The 20,366-nt window shown below is 45.9% G+C and carries 15 protein-coding genes; 13 read left to right on the top strand and 2 right to left on the bottom strand.

All coding sequences use genetic code 11. The annotated features are described in order from the left end of the window. The 10 genes from NFR61_RS05520 to NFR61_RS05475 form a co-directional block, all read left to right on the top strand. Positions 1-2,685: glycine-rich protein (locus NFR61_RS05520; protein WP_251621469.1), on the top strand; the 2,685-nt coding region annotated here is incomplete at its 5' end. Positions 2,686-3,030: 345 nt separating this feature from the next. Further along, entirely contained in the window at positions 3,031-5,283 is a 2,253-nt protein-coding gene (locus NFR61_RS05515; RefSeq protein WP_251621466.1) for a TonB-dependent receptor, read from the top strand. A 30-nt stretch (positions 5,284-5,313) separates the two neighbouring features. Next, on the top strand, positions 5,314-5,643 hold the full coding sequence (locus NFR61_RS05510) for a heavy-metal-associated domain-containing protein (protein WP_251621463.1): 330 nt from the start codon (positions 5,314-5,316) through the stop codon (positions 5,641-5,643). Positions 5,644-5,668: 25 nt separating this feature from the next. After that, entirely contained in the window at positions 5,669-6,142 is a 474-nt protein-coding gene (rnhA, locus tag NFR61_RS05505) for a ribonuclease HI (RefSeq protein WP_251621460.1), read from the top strand. A gap of 97 nt (positions 6,143-6,239) precedes the next feature. Further along, positions 6,240-7,208, top strand: coding sequence for an NAD-dependent epimerase/dehydratase family protein (locus NFR61_RS05500; protein WP_251621457.1), 969 nt, complete (start codon positions 6,240-6,242; stop codon positions 7,206-7,208). 79 nt (positions 7,209-7,287) lie between these two features. Then, positions 7,288-9,513 carry a ribonuclease R gene (gene rnr / locus NFR61_RS05495; protein ID WP_251621454.1) on the top strand — a complete coding sequence of 742 codons (2,226 nt, stop codon included), beginning with the start codon at positions 7,288-7,290 and terminating at the stop codon, positions 9,511-9,513. Positions 9,514-9,516: 3 nt separating this feature from the next. Next, positions 9,517-10,935 (top strand): carbon starvation CstA family protein, encoded by a 1,419-nt coding sequence (locus NFR61_RS05490; RefSeq protein WP_251621451.1) that lies wholly within the window; start codon positions 9,517-9,519, stop codon positions 10,933-10,935. Positions 10,936-10,946: 11 nt separating this feature from the next. Next, positions 10,947-12,191 (top strand): peptidoglycan DD-metalloendopeptidase family protein, encoded by a 1,245-nt coding sequence (locus NFR61_RS05485; protein ID WP_251621450.1) that lies wholly within the window; start codon positions 10,947-10,949, stop codon positions 12,189-12,191. A gap of 24 nt (positions 12,192-12,215) precedes the next feature. Next, positions 12,216-12,761, top strand: coding sequence for a chromate transporter (locus NFR61_RS05480; RefSeq protein WP_251621448.1), 546 nt, complete (start codon positions 12,216-12,218; stop codon positions 12,759-12,761). Continuing rightward, on the top strand, positions 12,761-13,294 hold the full coding sequence (locus tag NFR61_RS05475; protein ID WP_251621474.1) for a chromate transporter: 534 nt from the start codon (positions 12,761-12,763) through the stop codon (positions 13,292-13,294). The genes NFR61_RS05480 and NFR61_RS05475 overlap by 1 nt, the downstream gene beginning before the upstream one ends. 4 nt (positions 13,295-13,298) lie before the next feature. On the opposite strand, the gene NFR61_RS05470 is transcribed toward NFR61_RS05475, so the two are convergent. Further along, positions 13,299-14,651, bottom strand: a complete 1,353-nt coding sequence (locus tag NFR61_RS05470; RefSeq protein WP_251621446.1) for a DNA recombination protein RmuC — start codon at positions 14,649-14,651, stop codon at positions 13,299-13,301. Position 14,652: 1 nt separating this feature from the next. Next, a complete protein-coding gene (gene rlmN / locus NFR61_RS05465) occupies positions 14,653-15,696 on the bottom strand; it encodes a dual-specificity RNA methyltransferase RlmN (protein ID WP_251621444.1) in 1,044 nt (347 codons plus the stop codon). Positions 15,697-15,878: 182 nt separating this feature from the next. Here rlmN and NFR61_RS05460 point away from each other — a divergent pair, with 182 nt between their 5' ends. Genes NFR61_RS05460 through NFR61_RS05450 form a run of 3 tightly spaced genes read left to right on the top strand, consistent with a single transcriptional unit; the run spans position 15,879 to position 20,344 of the window. Further along, the gene (locus NFR61_RS05460) at positions 15,879-18,038 is read left to right on the top strand and encodes a S46 family peptidase (protein WP_251621442.1); all 2,160 of its coding nucleotides are present in this window, start codon (positions 15,879-15,881) and stop codon (positions 18,036-18,038) included. A 13-nt stretch (positions 18,039-18,051) separates the two neighbouring features. Then, on the top strand, positions 18,052-19,071 hold the full coding sequence (locus tag NFR61_RS05455) for a branched-chain amino acid aminotransferase (RefSeq protein WP_251621440.1): 1,020 nt from the start codon (positions 18,052-18,054) through the stop codon (positions 19,069-19,071). A 13-nt stretch (positions 19,072-19,084) separates the two neighbouring features. Further along, entirely contained in the window at positions 19,085-20,344 is a 1,260-nt protein-coding gene (locus tag NFR61_RS05450) for a 6-bladed beta-propeller (protein ID WP_251621437.1), read from the top strand. Positions 20,345-20,366 lie beyond the last annotated feature (22 nt).

Raw genomic sequence — 20,366 nt, 5'->3', positions numbered from 1 at the left:
TGGGATGCCGCGTGGGTGTTCCTTAAGTACAAGAAACGGGGCATCTCCGAACCCTGGCATCACGGCTACCTTGCCCGTGCAGGACACGAAGCCATGCCCCAAAGCGGCAATGAAGGCGGCAATTACTCCTTCATGTTCGGGCAAACAGGCTCCGGTACAAGCGCCAAAGTCACCGGCGTATTCCTCCTGCGGGATGAAATCTCCGACGGGAACGTAAGTGTCCGTGTACGGCTCAAATGGTTGTTCAAGGCCAACACAAAGAAAACGCTTACCGCCGCCGATTTCGGCGATGAACTGAATAAGATATACGTCGCCGTTCATGCCATTGAGATGGTTTATATTCCTTATGGCAGTTATTATCTTGGGGATAACTATTCCGCATACAGTTTTGCACTATCGGGCAAATCTCCCTGCCTCATTGATTCGGAAGCGGCAGTGACTCTGAATACTGTCAATTCAACATCAACTTCTGTCACATTGCCCGCCGCCTTTCCCAAAGGGTATGCCGGATTCTATATCATGAAGTACGAAACGAGCCAGGAGCAGTATATGGAGTTTTTGAATTCCCTGACGCTAACACAACAGAAAGCGCATGTGACCAATAATAACTTCTCTACGATGAACCGTGGGGATTACGTATTTGGAAGTGATTTGACCACCCCTACGCGCCGGAACGGTATCGTCTTTATTGAGCAAAGAGGGAAAGATGGACCCGCCGTATTCGGAAACAATCTCAATCCGGCAAACGACCTCTTCTCCCCGGATGACGGGCAGACTCTCGCCTGCAATCAGCTTTCTCCCTATGACATGTTAGCGTATTGCGACTGGAGCGGACTACGGCCTATGAGTGAGTTGGAATATGAAAAGGCATGCCGCCGCCCGTATCCCCAGATTCCAGAAGAAGGAGAATACGCCTGGAACAGCAATAGCGGCGTCAATCCCCTGACCTCCGAATCCGACCTGCTTTATCCCGGCGATGAACGGGAACAGTCCGTTAATAAAAACCACAATGTTAATAGCGGAGGTATCATCGACGGTCCCGTACGGTGCGGACTATTCGCAACCTCCTCCACCAATCAAACCCAATCCGGCGCCACCTACTGGGGTGTTATGGATATGAGTGGCAACTTAAATGAATTATGCTATATTGCAACAAGTTCCGGCGCAGGATTTGTTGCTACCAATCTTACTTATTCCCACGGTGACGGAGAACTGAATGCCGACGGTTCGACAAATATTTCCACGAGTTATTGGCCGAATGCAGTTGCAGCATTCGGCGTACGGGGAGGATGCTATCTCAATCCGGACAGCCTGTTGTATACTTCCGACCGTACTAAAGCTCGAGGATTAACTTATTCTTCCTTTTCCAAAAGATTCACGGATGTTGGCTTCCGAGGGGTATATGGTCTTTCGGGGATTGAAATCAACGGAGGGAAAATCAGTGCTCCGACAACGGGATGTTGGAGTGGTTCGGATCTTACCAATACGCAAGAGGCGTCTTGTCCGGATTTCCCCGATATACGTTTTCAATACAACTGGTACGTGAAAAAGCCCGGAGAGGCTAAATTTGACATTATTTCTGATGCCAGCGGTGTGTCGCTGAAGTACACTAATTTTGTAAATAACGGTACCTCTACTGTAACGTATCAGTTCAAGCGGGTCGGGACTTGTGCTGTAGGCATTGCTGAAAGCAACACCGTGACCATAAGCATACTGCCAAAACCTTTCGCCAAATCGGTTTATACTTTCAATGCGGGGAGCTCTGTTACGCTGACACCACAATATTGGGGTACAAACAGTTCTGCCGTATGGACATTGGATGGTGCGCCGTCGTGGGCATACGTATCCGGCAAGACCTCCACGTCGCTGACGATAGCGGGCGGACTGGCCTGTGTGAATTTCACGATAAGGGCAAAGTTGGCGGCGTGTCCTTCGGATGAGTTCTCTGCGAGAGTTGAGATTGACGGAACATTCCCTTACCGAGGCCATATGGATAGTGTCAAACTGGCGGCAGGGAAATACAAGATGGAGTGTTGGGGAGCGCAAGGAGGGTCAGGAGCTTGGAATGGTAACACTTCACGAGGCGGATACGGTGGCTATGCCCAGGGGACAGCAAATTTAGGTGCTATTACTACCTATTACGTTTATGTCGGAGAGAGAGGAGGTACAAGCTATACTAAAACCGGAGGAACAGGCGGATGGAACGGAGGGGGAAATGGAGGAGGAGACGAAGCTGCTGGTAATACCGGAGGCGGCGGGGGAGGCGGAACAGATATACGAAGAGGAGGACAATCTCTATCTAGCCGGATTATGGTAGCTGGAGGCGGTGGGGGAGGTTCTGGAAAATATGGAACCGGTGGTAGTGGTGGAGGTACCAGTGGAGGATACGGACAACGGTATACGACATCAACGGCCACTTCTCCGGGTACTCAAACTTCCGGTTACGCACTTGGCTATGGCGGGACAGGTACTTATGGTGGTAGCGCTATGACAGGAACAGGCGGTGGTGGAGGTGGATACTATGGTGGCTATGGTGCTGGAGCTGGTCCTAAAAGTGGTAGTACATACGGAGTTGGAGGTGGTGGCGGTTCCGGGTATGTCAATAACAGCATATTCAGTAATTCCTCCATGTCTAACGGTACTAGCAGTGGAGACGGCCAAGTCAAGATTACACCGCAGAACTAAAAGTAAAAATAGGACAATAGAGCAGTGGAAAAATGGTTTTTCCACTGCTTTGTTTTTACCGATTTTTTTACTCAAAAAAAAAACGATAGGTTTTCTACTCAAAAACGATAGGTTTTTGGCATGAAAATGATAGGTTTTTTATACGAAAACGATAGGTTTAAAAAAAAAGGGGTATTTTTAGCCGAAAAGATATACGATTTCATGATGCTTTATAAGGGTAGGAGGGTAAATTATCTTTGGAGGGGTGGAATGGAAAAGTTTTTTCCTATTTTTGTCCGGTTATCTGTGGGGCGTGAGTGGAAATAGCAGTGGGGTGGGGGATTTGTTTTGAAAGGATGTATGTGTATGAAATTTATTATATTAGGTGTGTTGATTGCTTTCTCTTTCGGCGTGTCGGCGCAGAAGGTGCGGGGACGGGTGGTGGAGCAAACCGCTGAAGGAAAAGCCGGATTGCCGGGTGCCAATGTGTATTGGCTGGGAACAACGGAAGGCGGCGGCACGGATGCGGATGGATATTTTACGGTAAAATGGAATCCTGTCGGAAGACTGGTGGTCAGTTTTATCGGGTATCGGCAGGATACGGTGACGGTTGCCGATATAAATACGGAGCTGGAAATTGTGTTGCAGTCGGGGGAGTTGCTGGAGGAAGTGAATGTGGTAAAGCGGGGCAATACGACTATTATGAGTACGAAAGGCCCTTTGATTGAGCAGGTGATTACGGGAGAGGAATTGTGCAAGGCGGCGTGCTGCAATTTGGGAGAGAGTTTTACGACGAATGCTTCCGTGGATGTGGCGTATGCCGATGCTGTGACTGGGGCGAAACAGATTCAGTTGCTGGGATTGACGGGCAGGTATGTACAGATGATGACCGAGAATATTCCTAATTTCCGGGGCGTGTCTTCGTTGTACGGATTGAGTTATGTGCCGGGGCCGTGGATGAGTGCCATTTCTGTTTCAAAGGGCGCCGGTTCGGTAATTAACGGGTATGAAGCGATTGCCGGACAAATTAGTGTGGATTATAAGAAGCCTTTGAGTAGTGAGAAGGTTTTCGGGAATGTGTATGCCAGCGATGAGGGTATGTTGGAAGTGAATGCAAATGCGGGTGTTGTACTGAATGCAAAGTGGAGTACGGCGGTGTTGCTGCACGGGGATTGGATGAACCGGGAGCTGGACGGTAATCACGACGGTTTTTTGGATATGCCGAAGAAGACACAGTATAATGTGATGAACCGATGGCAATATAAAACGGATATGTGGAATGTCCAGTTTGGAGGGAAGGTGTTGGATGAAACACGCTTGGGCGGTCAGAAAGGATTCCGGAAAGAGAAAAGAGGAGAGGTGGGGGCCGGTAATCTGTATGGCATCGGGATAGATACCCGGCGTTATGAAGGTTTTTTGAAATGGGGATATTTGATGCCGGCGTATGAGAATACGAGTATGGCGCTTATTCTGAATTATACGGACCATGACCAGGATTCGTATTACGGGGGACGGAATTATGGGGTGCGCCAGCGTACGGTGTTCGCAAATTATATTTATCAGTCGGTTTTCGGGGAGGGTGAAAATCATAAGTACTCCGCCGGTCTGACTTTTAATTACGATGATTATCAAGAATGCTTTAATGATTATTTGGCGGAACGGGGAGAGGTGACACCTACCGTCAGTTTTGACAGACAGGAGCGGGTGTATGGTGCTTTTTTCCAGTATACGGGACACTTTTGGGAAAAATTGACTGTGATGGCGGGATTGCGTTATGATTACCATAATCTGTATGACGGTTTTTTTACACCGCGCTTGCATATAGCTTACACTCCGGATGATTTTACAATGTTGAAATTTTCTGCCGGAACGGGGGCGCGGGCAGCTAATATTTTAGCGGATAACGGTTATTTGCTGGCTTCGTCTCATCCGATGTATGTGAATGGGAAATTGTTGGCGTTCCATGCGGATGAAGTCGGGCGGCTGAAAATGGAGAAGGCGTGGAATTTCGGTGTCCAGTTGAATCGGAAGTTTGTCGTGTTTGACCGAATGCTGAATATAAATCTGGATTATTACCGTACGGATTTTACCAATCAGGTGGTGGTCGATAATGAAACCGATCCGGGACGGGTTAATTTTTATAATCTGGACGGAGATTCGTATTCCAATTGTTATCAGGTGGAGGTGAAGTACGAATTGATTCCGCGGCTGGATGTGGTCGGAGCGTACCGCTATAATGATGTGAGAACGACTATCGGGCAGGAGTTGGTGCGGGTAGCTTTGCAGAGCAGGTACAAGGGGTTGGTGAATTTGTCGTATTACACGAATATGCGTAAATGGCAGTTTGATTTTACGGCGCAGTTTAATGGTCCGGGGCGTTTGCCGGGGGATATGGGTCGTTTTGAGTCTTTTCGGATTATGAATGCACAGGTGAGCAAGTTTTTCCGCAAGTGGAGCGTGTATGCCGGTTGTGAGAATATAGGCGATTTTATGCAGATGCACCCGATTATTGCTGCGGATGCGCCGTGGAGCAGGGAGTTCGATTCTTCCAAGATATGGGGACCCGTGCACGGGCGCAAGTTTTACGTAGGGGTGCGGTTTGGTATAGACAGGGATTGAATAAGTTGAAATATATAAAGACAAAGAATAATGAAAGCTATTAATTTTATGTTGGCATTGGTAATCGTGATGGCTACTTATGCCGGAGTTTATGCGGAGAAGAAGGATACGAAACCAAAGAATAAAACGGTGGTGTATAAGGCGACGCTGCACTGTGAATCGTGCAAGGCGCGGGTGGAGAAAAATATTCCGTATGAAAAGGGCGTGAAAGATTTGAAGGTGGATATGCAGGCACAAACGGTATCGGTGACATTCCGGGAGGATAAGAATACACAGGAAGGGATTCAGAAAGCGATTGAGAAGTTGAAAATTCCGGTGAGCGGCATCGTGGAGCAGGAGAAGAAAGAGGAAAAAAAATAAGTGGGGAGTACGATTTATCAGAAGTATGGCAAATCAGATTACAATTTATACCGATGGTGCGGCCAGTGGCAATCCAGGTCCGGGCGGGTTCGGAGTCGTATTGATCTCCGGACCTCACCGGAAAGAATTGATGGCGGGTTTTCGCCTGACAACGAATAACAGGATGGAGCTGCTGGCGGTGATTATCGGATTGGAGGCTTTGAAGCAGGAGGGGGAGGACGTGACGATATATTCCGATTCAAAGTATGTGGTGGATGCTGTGGAAAAAGGATGGGTGTTTACATGGGAGAAGAACAGGTTTCAGAAGAAAAAGAATCCCGATTTGTGGATGCGTTTTCTGGCGGTTTACCGCAAACATCGGGTGCGGTTTGTATGGGTGAAGGGACATGCGGAGGTTCCGGAGAACGAACGTTGTGACGAGTTGGCGGTGTCTGCATATAAAGGTTCTGATTTGCAGGTAGATTACTATTATGAAGAGGAGACCGCCAAGGAGGGATGATTTTTCACCGGAAGCGGTAAAAATATTTAGGTTTTAATCTTTGTAAAAAATTTAATTATCTTATTTTTGTGAAGAATTTTTAAACTTTCAAATCATCATGAAAAAGATATTAATCATCGGTGCGGGTGGACAAATCGGTTCGGAGTTGGTTCCGCATTTAAGGTCTATTTATGGTAATAATAATGTTGTTGCCGCAGACATTAGTATTGAAAAATGCAAGCATTTGGCGGAGGACGGTCCTTTTGAGGCGTTGGATGTGTTGGATAAAGACCATTATATTGAGATTGTGCGCAAATATAAAATTGATACGCTGTTCAATCTGGTGGCTCTTTTGTCTGCGACGGGAGAAAAGAATCCCGAATTGGCGTGGAAGATTAATATCGGGGCTTTGACCAATTCGTTGAATATTGCGAAAGATAACGGTTGCGCTGTGTTTACTCCCAGTTCTATCGGAGCTTTCGGTAAGGATACCCCGAAGGATAAGACGCCGCAGGATACATTGCAGCGTTCCAATACGACGATTTACGGTGTGTGTAAGGTGACGGGTGAGTTGTTGAGCGACTATTACTTCCATCGTTTCGGCGTGGATACCCGTAGTGTGCGTTTCCCCGGTTTGATTTCTTATGTGACGTTGCCTGGAGGAGGAACGACGGATTATGCCGTGGAGATTTATTATGATGCTATCCGGAAGCAGTCTTTTACCTGTAATGTAAAAGCCGGTACATACATGGATATGATGTATATGCCTGATGCGTTGAAAGCGGTTGTGGAATTGATGGAGGCCGACCCGACGAAACTGAAACACCGGAACAGTTTTAATATTGCTTCAATGAGTTTTGATCCGGAAGAGATTGCCGCCGAGATTCGGAAACATGTTCCGGCATTCAAGATGGATTATGAGATTGACCCGGTGAAGCAGGCGATTGCCGATAGCTGGCCTAACAGTATGGATGATACGTGTGCACGGGAAGAATGGGGATGGAAACCTGATTACGGGCTAGAGAAGATGACAACGGATATGTTGGTCAAAGTGAAGGAAAAGTTTGATAAAGGGTTGATAAAATAAGTGAGAAAGAGCGGCTGGAAAGCCGCTCTTTTTTTGTAAAATCTTTGTATCTTAGCAGAGTAATAAATCTGTGTAATTTATGGTGAAGAAAAAGAAAGAGAAAAGGACGGGACAGGGAAAAGATGAGTTGGGCAAGGGAATAATGGTGTTGATGGAGAGGCATCCCGGAAGGAGTTATAACTATAAACAGATGGCGAAGAGTCTGAATGTGCGCGGCATGGATACGAAACGTTTGATATTTGAGGTGTTGAAAGAATTGACTGCGGAGGGGAAATTGATGGAAATATCGACGGGGAGGTTTCAATGCGGCAAGACCGGTTCGTATATTACGGGAGTGGTGGAATTAACGCCAAGAGGGTCTGCATATATTATTTCGGACGAGAGAGAGGAGGATGTTTTTGTGGCGTTCAGTAATTTGAAGCATGCGTTGAACGGGGATAAGGTGAAGGTGTTGGTATATGCCCGGAAAAAGATGGTGCATCCGGAAGGGGAGGTCGTGGAAATTTTGGAGAAGAAGAAGGCGACATTTGTCGGGACGGTGCAATTGCTGGAAAATTATGCTTTTCTTTTGCCGAGCGGGAAGCAGATGCCTTACGATGTGTTTATTCCTTTGAATCATTTGAATGGTGCAAAGAATGGAGAGAAGGTGGTGGTAAAGATTACGGATTGGCCGGAAAGACAGAAGAGCCCGATAGGAGAAGTGATAGAGGTGTTGGGAATGCCGGGGGACAATGATACGGAAATGAATGCCATTATGGCGGAGTATGAGTTGCCGGTGAAGTTTCCGCCCAATGTGTTAAAGGCGGCGGATAAGATAATGATGGATATTCCGAAGGAAGAGATTGCCCGGCGCAGGGATTTCCGAGAAACGGTGACATTCACGATAGACCCGAAGGATGCGAAGGATTTTGATGATGCTTTGTCCGTACGCAGATTGAAGGACGGATTGTATGAAGTGGGCGTGCATATCGCCGATGTTTCGTATTACGTAACGCCGGATTCTGTTTTGGATAAGGAGGCTTATTCCCGGGCGACGTCGGTGTATTTGGTAGATCGTACGATTCCCATGTTGCCGGAGCGGTTGTCGAACGGAGTGTGTTCTTTGCGCCCTCATGAGGAAAAATTGTGTTTTTCGGCGGTTTTCAAGTTGAATGAGGAGGCAGAGGTGTTGGAACAGTGGTTCGGGCGGACGGTAATAAAGTCCGACCGTCGTTATACGTATGAGGAGGCGCAGGAAATTATTGAAGGGGCGGACGGTGACTATAAGGAGGAGATTTTGACGCTGAACAGGCTTGCCGTGAAATTGAGGGATGCCCGCTTTAAGAATGGGGCGATTGATTTTGACCGGGTGGAGGTGAAATTTAATTTGGATGAAAAGGGAAAGCCGTTAGGGGTATATTTTAAGCAATCGAAAGAGGCGAATAAGCTGATTGAGGAGTTTATGTTGTTGGCAAACAAGAAGGTGGCGGAAAAGATAGGAAAGGTGAAGGCTAAAGGCAAGGCGAAGACGTTTATTTATCGTATCCATGATAAGCCGCTGGAGGATAAATTATTTGAGTTTAACAAGTTTGTCGCCCGGTTTGGCTATGGTCTGAAGTTGAATAACCGGAAGGCGCTTACTTCTTCGATGAACCGGTTGATGCAGGAGGTGAAGGATAAGCCGGAGCAGAATTTGATAGAAACCCTTGCGGTGCGTACGATGGCGAAGGCGGTTTATTCTACCGATAATGTGGGACATTATGGTCTGGCATTTGATTATTATACGCATTTTACGTCTCCGATACGGCGTTATCCGGATGTGATGGTGCATCGTTTGCTGCAGCGTTATTTGGATGAGGGACGTTCTGTGAATAAAGAGAAGTATGAGGAGATGTGCCAGCATTCTTCGGATATGGAGCAAGTTGCAGCCAATGCGGAGCGGGCTTCGATTAAGTATAAGCAGGTGGAGTTTATGGCGGATAAGGTCGGGCAGGAGTTTGTCGGTACGATTTCCGGTGTGACGCAGTGGGGATTTTATGTGGAGTTGGAGGATTCCAAGTGTGAGGGGTTGGTTTCAATCCGGGAACTTGAGGATGATTATTATGAGTTTGATGAGACAAATTATTGCATTGTGGGGCGTTGTCATCATAAGATGTATCAGTTGGGGGACGAGGTGACGGTGAAAGTAGCGAAAGCGAATTTAGTGGCTCGGCAGTTGGATTATGAATTGGTGCGGGAGGATTTGGAGCCGGCGAGTGCGGTAAAGTTAAATAAGGAGGTCTGGAAGAGCAGCGGAAGAGGAAAAATGAAGAACAGAAGAAGATAAAAGATGTGGACGTTTACGATTTGTTTGCTTGTTTTGATAGCCGGTTATTTTTTGTACGGTCGTTATATTGAAAGACTGTTCGGACCGGATGGTCGCCGGACACCGGCTCTGACGAAAGCGGACGGGGTGGATTTTATGCCTCTTCCGGGATGGAAGCTGTTTATGATCCAGTTTTTGAATATTGCGGGGCTGGGACCTATCTTCGGAGCTATTATGGGGGCGAAGTTCGGGACGGCTTCTTATTTGTGGATTGTGGTGGGAAGTATATTTGCCGGGGCGACACATGATTATTTGGCGGGGATGCTTTCTTTGCGGCATGGAGGAGAGAGTTTGCCGGAAATTATCGGACGCTATCTGGGTATGACAACGAAGCAGGTGATGCGTGGCTTTACGGTGATATTGATGATATTGGTCGGTGCGGTTTTTGTTGCGGGGCCTGCGGGATTGCTGGCTAATCTGACGCCCGGTTATCTGGATGTCCCTTTTTGGATTATGGTCGTGTTTGCGTATTATGTATTGGCAACATTGTTGCCGATTGATAAGATTATCGGACGGGTTTATCCTCTTTTTGCCGTAGCTTTATTGTTTATGGCCGTGGGTATTTTGGTTATGCTGTATGTGAATTATCCCGTGTTGCCGGAGTTATGGGACGGAATACATAATACGAATCCGCAAGCTTCGCTTTTTCCTATTTTTCCGGTGATGTTTGTGAGTATTGCTTGCGGGGCGATTTCCGGATTTCATGCGACACAGTCACCGATGATGGCTCGTTGTATGGTAAAGGAGGGGTTGGGGCGTCCCGTGTTTTACGGTGCCATGATTACAGAGGGAATTGTAGCGTTGATTTGGGCTGCCGCCGCTACGTATTTTTATCATGAGAACGGTATGGGAGAGAATAATGCCGCTGTGATTGTGGATTCAATTACACGAAATTGGCTGGGAGTCGTGGGGGGAATACTGGCGATTTTGGGTGTGATTGCGGCACCTATTACGTCGGGAGATACGGCTTTTCGTTCCGCCCGTTTGATTGTGGCGGATTTTATGCGTGTAGAGCAAAAAAGCATTCGTCGCCGGTTGATGATATGTATCCCGATGTTTCTAGTGGCGATAGGTATTTTGTTGTATAGTTTGAAAGATGCGGAGGGGTTTGGAAAGATTTGGCGGTATTTTGCGTGGGCAAATCAGACGCTGGCAGTGTTTACGCTGTGGGCGGTGACTGTATATTTTGTGCGGGCAAAAAAGAATTATTGGGTAACGTTGGTTCCGGCGCTTTTTATGACGGGCGTGTGTACGACGTATCTTTGTATTGCTCCCGAGGGGTTAAATTTACCTCATGGTGTTGCGTATGCCATCGGTGGAGTGTGTGTGGCAATTGCTGTAGGATGGTTTGTGTTTTGGAAAATAAAGAGAGATAAATTTTAGTTGGATAAGAGATGACGAGAAAGAAACAGATTATTTTTTCTTCTGTATTGGGTGTTGTGTTGTTGGTGATTATATTTTGGCCTTACCGGAAAGAAGAATTGGAGTCGTTGGATGAAGTAGAGGTGGTAGATTCTGCAGGAGTGGAGGAGATTGTATATCGTTATGGAATTCCTACGAATAATTACGATGTGAATTTCGGTGTGGTAAAAAGGAATCAAAGTTTGTCGGCGATTTTAGCCGGGCACGGTTTGACGGGAAGACAGATTTATGATTTGACGGCCAATGCGAAAGGAGTGTTTGATGTACGGAAAATCAGAAGCGGACAACCTTACGCTCTTTTTTCGACAAAAGATACGTTGTCCGTGCCGGAGTATTTTGTTTATGAGATAGATCCGCGTTCTTATATGGTATGTGAATTGACCGGAGAAGGGAAGATTTCTTTGGGTAAGAATCCGGTGGAATGGAAACAAAAGACGGCTAAAGGAACGGTGCAGTCTTCGCTGTGGAATGCGATGGTGGATTGCCAGACGGACCCGTTGCTGGCAGTGGACTTGTCGCGTATTTTCGGGTGGACGATTGATTTTTTCGGATTGCAGAAAGAGGATGAATTTCGGGTGATTTATGAACAGGAGTGTATAGATGGCAAGGATTTGTCTAATTTTAATATTTTGGGTGCGCTTTTTCGCCATGCCGGACAGGATTATTATGCAATTCCTTTTATGCAGGACGGAGAGGTGTTGTTTTATAATGAAAAAGGAAATAGTCTGGAGGGGGCTTTTTTAAAGGCTCCGCTTGATTATTTTCGGATAACGTCCCGTTTCTCAAACAGCCGTTTCCATCCCAAGTTAAAGATATACCGCCCCCATCATGGTGTGGATTATGCTGCTCCTGTCGGTACGCCCGTGTATGCTATCGGTGCGGGAACGGTTGTGGCAAAAGGATTTCAGCCGAACGGCGGGGGGAATTATTTGAAGATTAAGCATAACGGTACCTATACGACGAGTTATATGCACTTGTCCCGTTTTGAAAAGGGAATAAATGTCGGAACAAAGGTTGCGCAGAAGCAGATTATTGGCTATGTGGGCAGTACTGGACTGTCGACGGGGCCGCATTTGGATTTTCGGGTGTTTGAAAATGGCAAGGCGGTGAATCCGTTAACGATAAAGTCTCAACCGAAGAAGCCGGTCAGTGATACGAACAGACCACGTTTTACCGTACTTCGGGATTCTGTCATGAACCGATTGGAACAATTGTAGAAATGAATGTTGGAGGCAGGTATAATGAAGTTTTATTTTCAGCTGTTTTGGGTATTTTTTAAAATCGGGGCTTTTACCTTCGGGGGCGGATATGCCATGATTCCTTTAATTCAGCGGGAGGTGGTGAATAAAAGGAAATGGCTGGAGGAAGGAGAGTTTATAGATATGCTGGCGATTGCCCAGTCCGTACCGGGACCGATTTCGTTGAATACAGCGGTGTTTGTTGGCAATAAGCTGAAGAAGAAACGGGGAAGTATGGTGACAAGTCTGGGGATTATTTTGCCGTCATTTATTGTGATTTTGCTAATTGCTCTGGTGTTTACCGAATTTAAGGATAATCCCGGAGTGGAGCGGGTGTTTAAGGGAATTCGTCCCGCTGTGGTGGCTTTGATTGCCGCTCCTTTGTGGAATATGGGAAAATCGGCAGGCGTTACATGGAAGAGTTTGTGGATACCGGCAGTAGCGGCTTTGCTAATCTGGCAGTTGGGATTTTCTCCTATATATGTGGTGATACTGGCGATTGTGGGAGGTATTGTTTATTACGGTTATAAAAGGCGGAGAAAGCTATGATGGAGAATTGGGAATTGTATTTGAGTCTGTTTTGGGCGTTTTTTAAAATCGGTCTGTTCGGTTTCGGTGGGGGGTATGCCATGTTGTCGTTGATACAGCATGATGTGGTGGAAGTACATCACTGGATTAGTGTGTCGGACTTTACGGATATTGTTGCTATTTCCCAGACGACTCCGGGACCGATAGCATTTAATACCGCTACTTATATAGGTTATACGGCAACGGGAAGTGTTTGGGGGTCTTTTATCTGTACGTTAGCAGTAAGTTTGCCTTCTGTTATTTTAATGACGCTGGTGTGTCGTTTCTTTTTTGCGTTCCGTAATAATTTTTATGTGGAGTCGGCTTTGAAAGGGTTAAAACCGGCAATTATCGGATTGATTGCCGCTGCCGCTTTATTACTGTTGAACCAGCGTAATTTTATCGATTACAAGAGTTGGATTATTTTCGGTTTGGTGTTCGGGGCTTCAATCAAAAAAATCGATCCGATTTTATTGATTGTGTTGGCGGGTGTTGCCGGTTATTTCCTGTATTAGTGTTTTAATTTTCAGGTAAAAATTCTTCTGTATCCTCTGTGTCCGGGAGGAGTAATTCCGCTTCGGAAGAGGGGAGGGCTTCTACATCCCGCAGGCGGCGTTGTATGGCTCGCGTGCGTTTTCCCATGACTTCTTCAATTTGGTTGTTGGCGGTCTGGATGTTTTTCTGTGCTTTTTCAAGCATGCCGCCAAACTTTTCAAATTCGGTCTTGACGGCGCCTAGTACTTTCCATACCTCACTGCTTCGCTTTTGAATTGCCAGTGTCCGGAATCCCATTTGCAGACTATTAAGGATGGCAGCCAAAGTGGTGGGACCGGTGACAATGACTTTGTAATCCCGTTGCAGTTGCTCCAACAGGCTGGCACGGCGTACTATTTCGCCGTAGATGGCCTCAAAAGGAAGAAACATGATACCGAAATCCGTTGTATAAGGCGGGTCTAAATATTTGTCGTGAATGTCTTTTGCCATGTTTTTGATAGTGAGTTCGATGTTTTTGGAGGCTGCGTCGATTTGTTCCGTTTGCCCCGATTCGTAGGCTTCGATGAGTTGTTCGTAGGCGTCTTTTGGAAATTTGGCGTCTATCGGGAGATAAACGCATTCGGAACGGTCTTCTCTTCCTGGCAATTTGATGGCAAATTCTACTAATTTGTCCGAACCTTTTTTGGTTTTTACATTGCTTTCGTATTGGTCGGGTGCTAAAATTTGCTCTAATAACATTTCAAGTTGTACTTCGCCGATGCAGCCTCTCATTTTGACGTTGCTTAAAACTTTTTTCAGTCCACCGACGTCTTGTGCGAGATTTTGCATTTCTCCCAGTCCTTTTTGTACATTCTCCAGTTGTTTGCTGACCATTTCAAAGGATTGTCCGATTCGCTCATTCAGTGTTTTCTGTAATTTTTCGTCTACAGTTGCCCGCATTTCATCCAGTCGTTTCTCGGTAGATTGAAGCAGTTCACTTTGTCTTTTGCCGAGTTCTCCGAATTTTTCACGTTGCAGTTCATTGAAGGATTGGATATTTTCGGAGAATATCTTTTGAAATTCTTTGAAGGATTGGGATTGAGTTTTATGAATGGCCTCCAGTGATTGCAGGTTTTGTTCTGTAATATCTTTCAGAATGCGGCTGTTTTCTGTACGGAAATCTCCCAATGATTTATTGAGCTCTTCCCGGTTTTCTCGTGCATTCTTACTGTCGCTTTCCTGCATGTAGCGGAATTCGTCTTTCAGATTTTTCTCTAACCGGTTGAGTAAATTTTCCAGGGATTCAAACCGGGAGGAGGAGGAGTCCGCTTTTTTTCTTAACAATAAGATGAGTATAAAGAGATTTAATACGATAAGGAATATGGTTGTGATTTCCATGTTATATTTCTTTTTTCTGTTTGTTGGCTAATTGCCCGCAGGCGGCATCAATGTCTTTTCCTTTGCTTCTGCGTACATTGACAATCATATTACGGCTTTCCAGAAAATGGACAAAAGCATCGCGTTGTTTGTCGGGAGAGCGTTTGAATGCGGAACCTTCGACGTTGTTGTATTCGATGAGGTTGATTTTTATCGGAAATTGTTTGCAATAGGCGGCCAAACTCTGGGCATCGTCCAAAGAGTCGTTTATTCCCGCTATAAGCAGGTATTCAAAAGTCGGACGGGTGCCTGTCTTTTGAACAAAGTATTTCAGGCTTTCGGCCAGTTGCTCTAACGGGTAGGCCTGATTGACGGGCATAAGCCGGCTTCTGGTTTCGCTCTTGGCGGCATGCAGGGATACTGCCAGATTGAAGCGTACGTCATCGTCTGCCAGTTGGCGTATTTTTTCCGGGATGCCAGCAGTAGATACGGTAATCCGGTAAGGAGACATTGCCAAACCGTTTTCATCGGTTATTTTCTGTATGGCAGTCAGGACGTTGTCATAGTTATACAAAGGTTCGCCCATGCCCATAAATACAATGTTGGAAAGCGAACTTCCCCGTTCTGCTGCATTTTGTCGGGCGAATAACACTTGGTCAAAAATTTCCCCAGGAGACAGATTGCGTTTGAATCCGAGCGTTCCCGTTGCACAGAAACGGCAACCTAGCTGGCAACCGACTTGAGAGGATACGCATACGGTGAATTTGTCTTTACCGGGAATCAATACACTCTCAATGTATAATCCGTCATGCAGTTTCCACGCGGTTTTTGTTGTCCCGTCGGTGGCCGTCTGAACCCGTTCTGCCCGAAGGGTATCAAAATAAAATGCTGATTCAAGTAATTCCCGGGTAGTTTTGGACAGGTTGCTCATTTCCTCAAAAGAATGGACACCTTTTTGCCATATCCATTGATTGATTTGTTTGGTTCGGAAACTTTTCTCTCCGTGACTTGTCAGAAAATCGGCTAGCTCCTCCGGAGATGTATTGCGTATATTTTTCTTTTCCACTGTATGACTTCTCTTTGGCACAAAGATAAATATAAAAGAGCGTAGATACAATCATTTAATCCTTGCGGAGAGGGTAAAGATAAATTTATTTTCTTGGCGATTCCGGCGATTTAATTATATATTTGCAAGAAGGTTGTGAGATAAATAATGAATTGATATAAAAATAACTAAAAAAGTAAGAAATGAAAAAATTAGTATTGGTAGTATGCGCATGGTTGTGCGTGGGATTTGCGAAGGCGGATGAGGGTATGTGGTTGTTGTCTCGCCTGAAACAACAGAATATAGAAGAGATGCAGGCAATGGGATTCCGCCTGACGGCAGAGGATATTTACTCCGTAAATCAGCCGGGTATAAAGGACGCCATTGTAGGTTTGGGATATGCCGGTTCGCCTTTCCGTCATTTCTGTTCGGGCGAGATAGTTTCTCCTCAAGGTTTATTGATTACCAACCACCATTGCGGATTCGGAGCCATTCAGGCACATTCGTCAGTGGAACATGATTACCTGTCCGACGGTTTTTGGGCATACAAAATGGAAGACGAGCTGACCAATCCGGGAATGACCGCTTCCATTCTGGACAGGATGGAGGAGGTAACCGACCGTGTAAAATCCGTTTTAAATGATGATATGAGTGAAGATGAACGCGGGAATGCCATCGACAGTATTTCTAAAATCATCATTAAGGAAGCGGAAGAAGGCGGTAATGCTAAAGCACAGGTTATATCCATGTTTGAAGGCAATCAATATTTCTTGTTTTTATACACAATCTACAAAGACGTTCGTTTGGTTGGCGCTCCTCCTCAGAGTTTGGGTAAATTTGGCGGTGACACGGATAACTGGATGTGGCCCCGTCATACGTGCGACTTCTCCATGTTCCGTATTTATACTGCCCCGGACGGGACTCCGGCGGAATATGCGGAAGAGAATGTGCCTTTGAAGCCGAAACATTATTTGCCGGTATCCATTAAGGGTGTGAAAGACGGTGATTTCGCCATGATTATGGGATTCCCCGGAAGTACAGACCGTTTTGCAACCAGTTTCAGCTTGAAGAATACGATGACAGGCAATGATATCCGTTACAATGTGCGCACGGTGAAATTAGGCATTATGAAAGCCGAAATGGAAAAGGATCCGAAAACAAGAATACAGTATGCTTCTAAACATGCTTCTTGTGCCAACTATTGGAAATATTCCTACGAACAGAACAAGGCATTAAAGCAATTGAATACGCTGGAAAATAAACAGGCTATCGAGCGGGAGTTCAGCGAATGGGTAAATGCGGATGCAGGCAGAAAAGCACGTTACGGAGAAGTCCTCGCTAATTTGGAAAAAGCATACGGGGAGATGGCAAAATACTTGAGTGTACAATCTTATTTGGTGGAAGCACTGCGGGGTACGGAAACTCCCGGATTGGCATACAGGGTAAATCGTCTGGCGGAAAAATGGTGTGATAAATCAACCTCCGAAGAAGAAAAAGCCAAGACATTGGAAAGCCTGAAAAAGGCGGGGGCTGATTTTTACAAAAACTTCAATCCCGATGTAGAGGAAAAATGGTATGCTGCTTTGTATAAAATGTACAACGACAATGTAGATCCCGAATACCATTCGGAAATCATTAATTTGGTCAATAAAAAATACAAAGGTGACTATGCAAAATTTGCTGCCGATGTGCGGAAGAAATCCATTTTTATGGACGAACAACGCTTTAACGCTTTTGCACAGCAGCCGGACTGTAAACAACTGAAAAACGATTTGGCCGTGGTTGCCGGACGTTCTTTCTATGAAATCCTGTTTAAATTAAGGGCTTATGTCGGCGATCTTGGCGAGTTGGCAACAAAGAACGACCGTTTGTTTGTAGAAGGTTTGATGCAAATGGATCCGGATAAAAGATGGGCGCCGAACGCCAATTCCACCTTGCGTTTGACCTATGGAAAAGTGAGAAGCTACAAGCCGCGTGATGCAGTCTTTTATGACTATTATACCACATTGGACGGTGTAATTCAGAAAGAGGGTGCCAAAGGAACGGAATTTGAAGTACCGGCACGCTTGAAAGAGCTATATGCAAACAAGGATTTCGGACAATATGGTGAAGACAACGTCGTAGCTTGCTTTATCACTGACAGCGATATTACCGGCGGTAATTCCGGTTCTCCGGTTATCAATGCCGACGGTGAACTAATCGGAGCGGCATTTGACGGAAATTCGGAAGCCATGTCCGGAGACATAGACTTTGAAGAAAACTTGCAACGGTGTATCAATGTAGATATGCGTTATGTACTTTTCATCATTGATAAATACGCCGGAGCCAAGAATCTGATAGACGAAATGACCATTGTTAAATAAATTTTTAACTGTTATGAAAAATATTGATTGGAGTAAACTGTCTTTCGGCTATTCCAAAGCCGACTTTAATGTGCGTTGTTATTATAAAGACGGTAAGTGGAGTACTCCGGAAATAAGCGATTCGGAAATGCTTAGCATACACATGGCATCCACTTGCCTGCATTACGGTCAGGAAGCCTTTGAGGGCATGAAAGCCTTCAAAGGACGCGACGGTAAAGTGCGTTTATTCCGTTGTGAAGAAAACGCAAAGCGTATGCTGGCATCGGCGGAATATGTCATGATGAAAGCTCCTTCCGTTGAATTATTCACGGAAGCTGTGATAAAAGCCATCAAGGCCAATGAAGAATACATACCGCCTTATGAATCGGGGGCCAGTCTGTACATACGTCCATTGCTGATAGGAGTAGGGCCTCAGATGGGAGTAGCTCCTTCCAAAGAATACATGTTTGTCGTTTTTGTAGCACCGGTAGGTCCTTATTTCAAAGAGGGATTCCGAACCACCAAAGTCATGTTGGAACGGAAATACGACCGGGCGGCTCCGAATGGTACGGGGCATATAAAAGTTGGTGGGAACTATGCGTCGGGTATGCGTTCGGGTGTAGTCGCTCATGAAAAAGGCTACTCTACGGCAATATTTCTTGACTCCAAAGAAAAGAAATACATCGACGAATGCGGACCTGCCAATTTCTTCGGTATCAAGGACAATTGCTACATCACGCCGGCGTCCCACACCATACTGCCTTCCATCACCAACGCCAGTCTCATGGTTTTGGCCGAGGACATGGGCTTAAAGGTAGAGCGTCGCCGTATTCCGGTAGAAGAGCTTGAAACATTTGAAGAAGCCGGTGCTTGCGGAACGGCTGCCGTTATCAGTCCTATCGGGCAGATAGACGACTTGGAAAACAACAAGAGTATCTATTTCGGCAATCCGGATGTAGTCGGCGAATGGTGCACTAAACTCTACCAGCGTCTGCGTGGAATACAATACGGAGACGAGCCGGATAAATTCGGTTGGATTACCGTTGTGGAATAATCTCTTGAAAGTGATGAAAACAATGAAATATCTTTTTCTTTTCCTTGTGGTCTCTCTTTTTTTCGCTTGCGGAGAAAAACAGACCGCACAGGAAAAGGTCATTCGGTTAGAGGAAAAAATCGCGGCTCCGGAAGAAAATCTGAAAACCTCCGATTACTTCGCTTCAATAACCTATATACCGTTGCAGACCACCGACTCCTCATTAATTGGGAGTCGGCCGAGAATTGCCATAGAACGGGACCGGGTTTACGTGGGGAGCAGTAAAAGTTCCTGCCTTGTATTTGACTTGAACACCGGAAAATTTATCACATCCATCGGCTCGATGGACAAAGGTCCGCAGGGATATAAATCCTCAACGGACTTATGGATAAATCCGGCGAAGGGGGTAATCTATTTCCCCGGCTGGAAGGATGAGTTTATCAAATACTCCACGACAGGAGAATTCTTGGGTATACAGAAAAAGCCTGCCGGTGCAGGTGATGCGGCGGCATATTCCTATTTGGACGCTAACACCTTGCTTGCGCGTTGTGAAAGTTTCATGGGTAAAGTACCGGAATACATGCTTGCATTCGATGAAGAAGGGCAAGTTGTAAACCGCTATCCGGGTAAATCCCGGACGGATTCCATTGGAAACACATCGGATATTGCAAGCATTTCATTCTACGGCACCTTTGGTGCCGGGCTCTCCGGTGGGGGTGTTGTTCTTATCAAAACGAAGGAAGCCGGTAAAGAGCGGATACTCATGATGCAGCAACCTGTATTCTGCCATTGGGACGGCAAGACCTTCTATAAGGATAGCTACAACGATACCGTTTTCAGTCTGACAGCGAATGAAATGACTCCCGCATGGGTGTTGGACATGGGGAAATACAGATTGCCGCAGGAAGAACAGGACAGTCGGGAAGCGCGGAAAGAAAAAGGCACCGTCAATCAAGTCATGGAGAGCAACCGGTATCTGATGTTCAGTTACTTCTTTTATCCGAAAGAAGCCATACAGGCATATCGGGGCGTTTTTGACAAAAAGACGGGGAAAACCGATATCACGCTATACGAAAACGGTTTTACGGACGACTTAAACGGATTCATGTCAATCCATCCTGCCTTAGAAAATTGGGATAACTCATTGGTAGCCTTTTTACTGCCGATAGACATCCAGACTTGGTTTGAGGAACATCCGGAAGAAGCCGAAAAGTTGAAACCGGAAATCCGCCGACTGAAAGAAATAAAAGAAGATGATAATCCGGTACTTGTCATTGCCCGATTGAAGAATTAAAAGTTTAAAAGGCTGGAAAGAG

The sequence above is a fragment of the Odoribacter lunatus genome (assembly GCF_943193135.1).
Taxonomy (GTDB): domain Bacteria; phylum Bacteroidota; class Bacteroidia; order Bacteroidales; family Marinifilaceae; genus Culturomica; species Culturomica lunata.
Note: the sequence above shows the minus strand (reverse complement) of the source record. Positions and strands in the feature narration are given on the sequence as shown.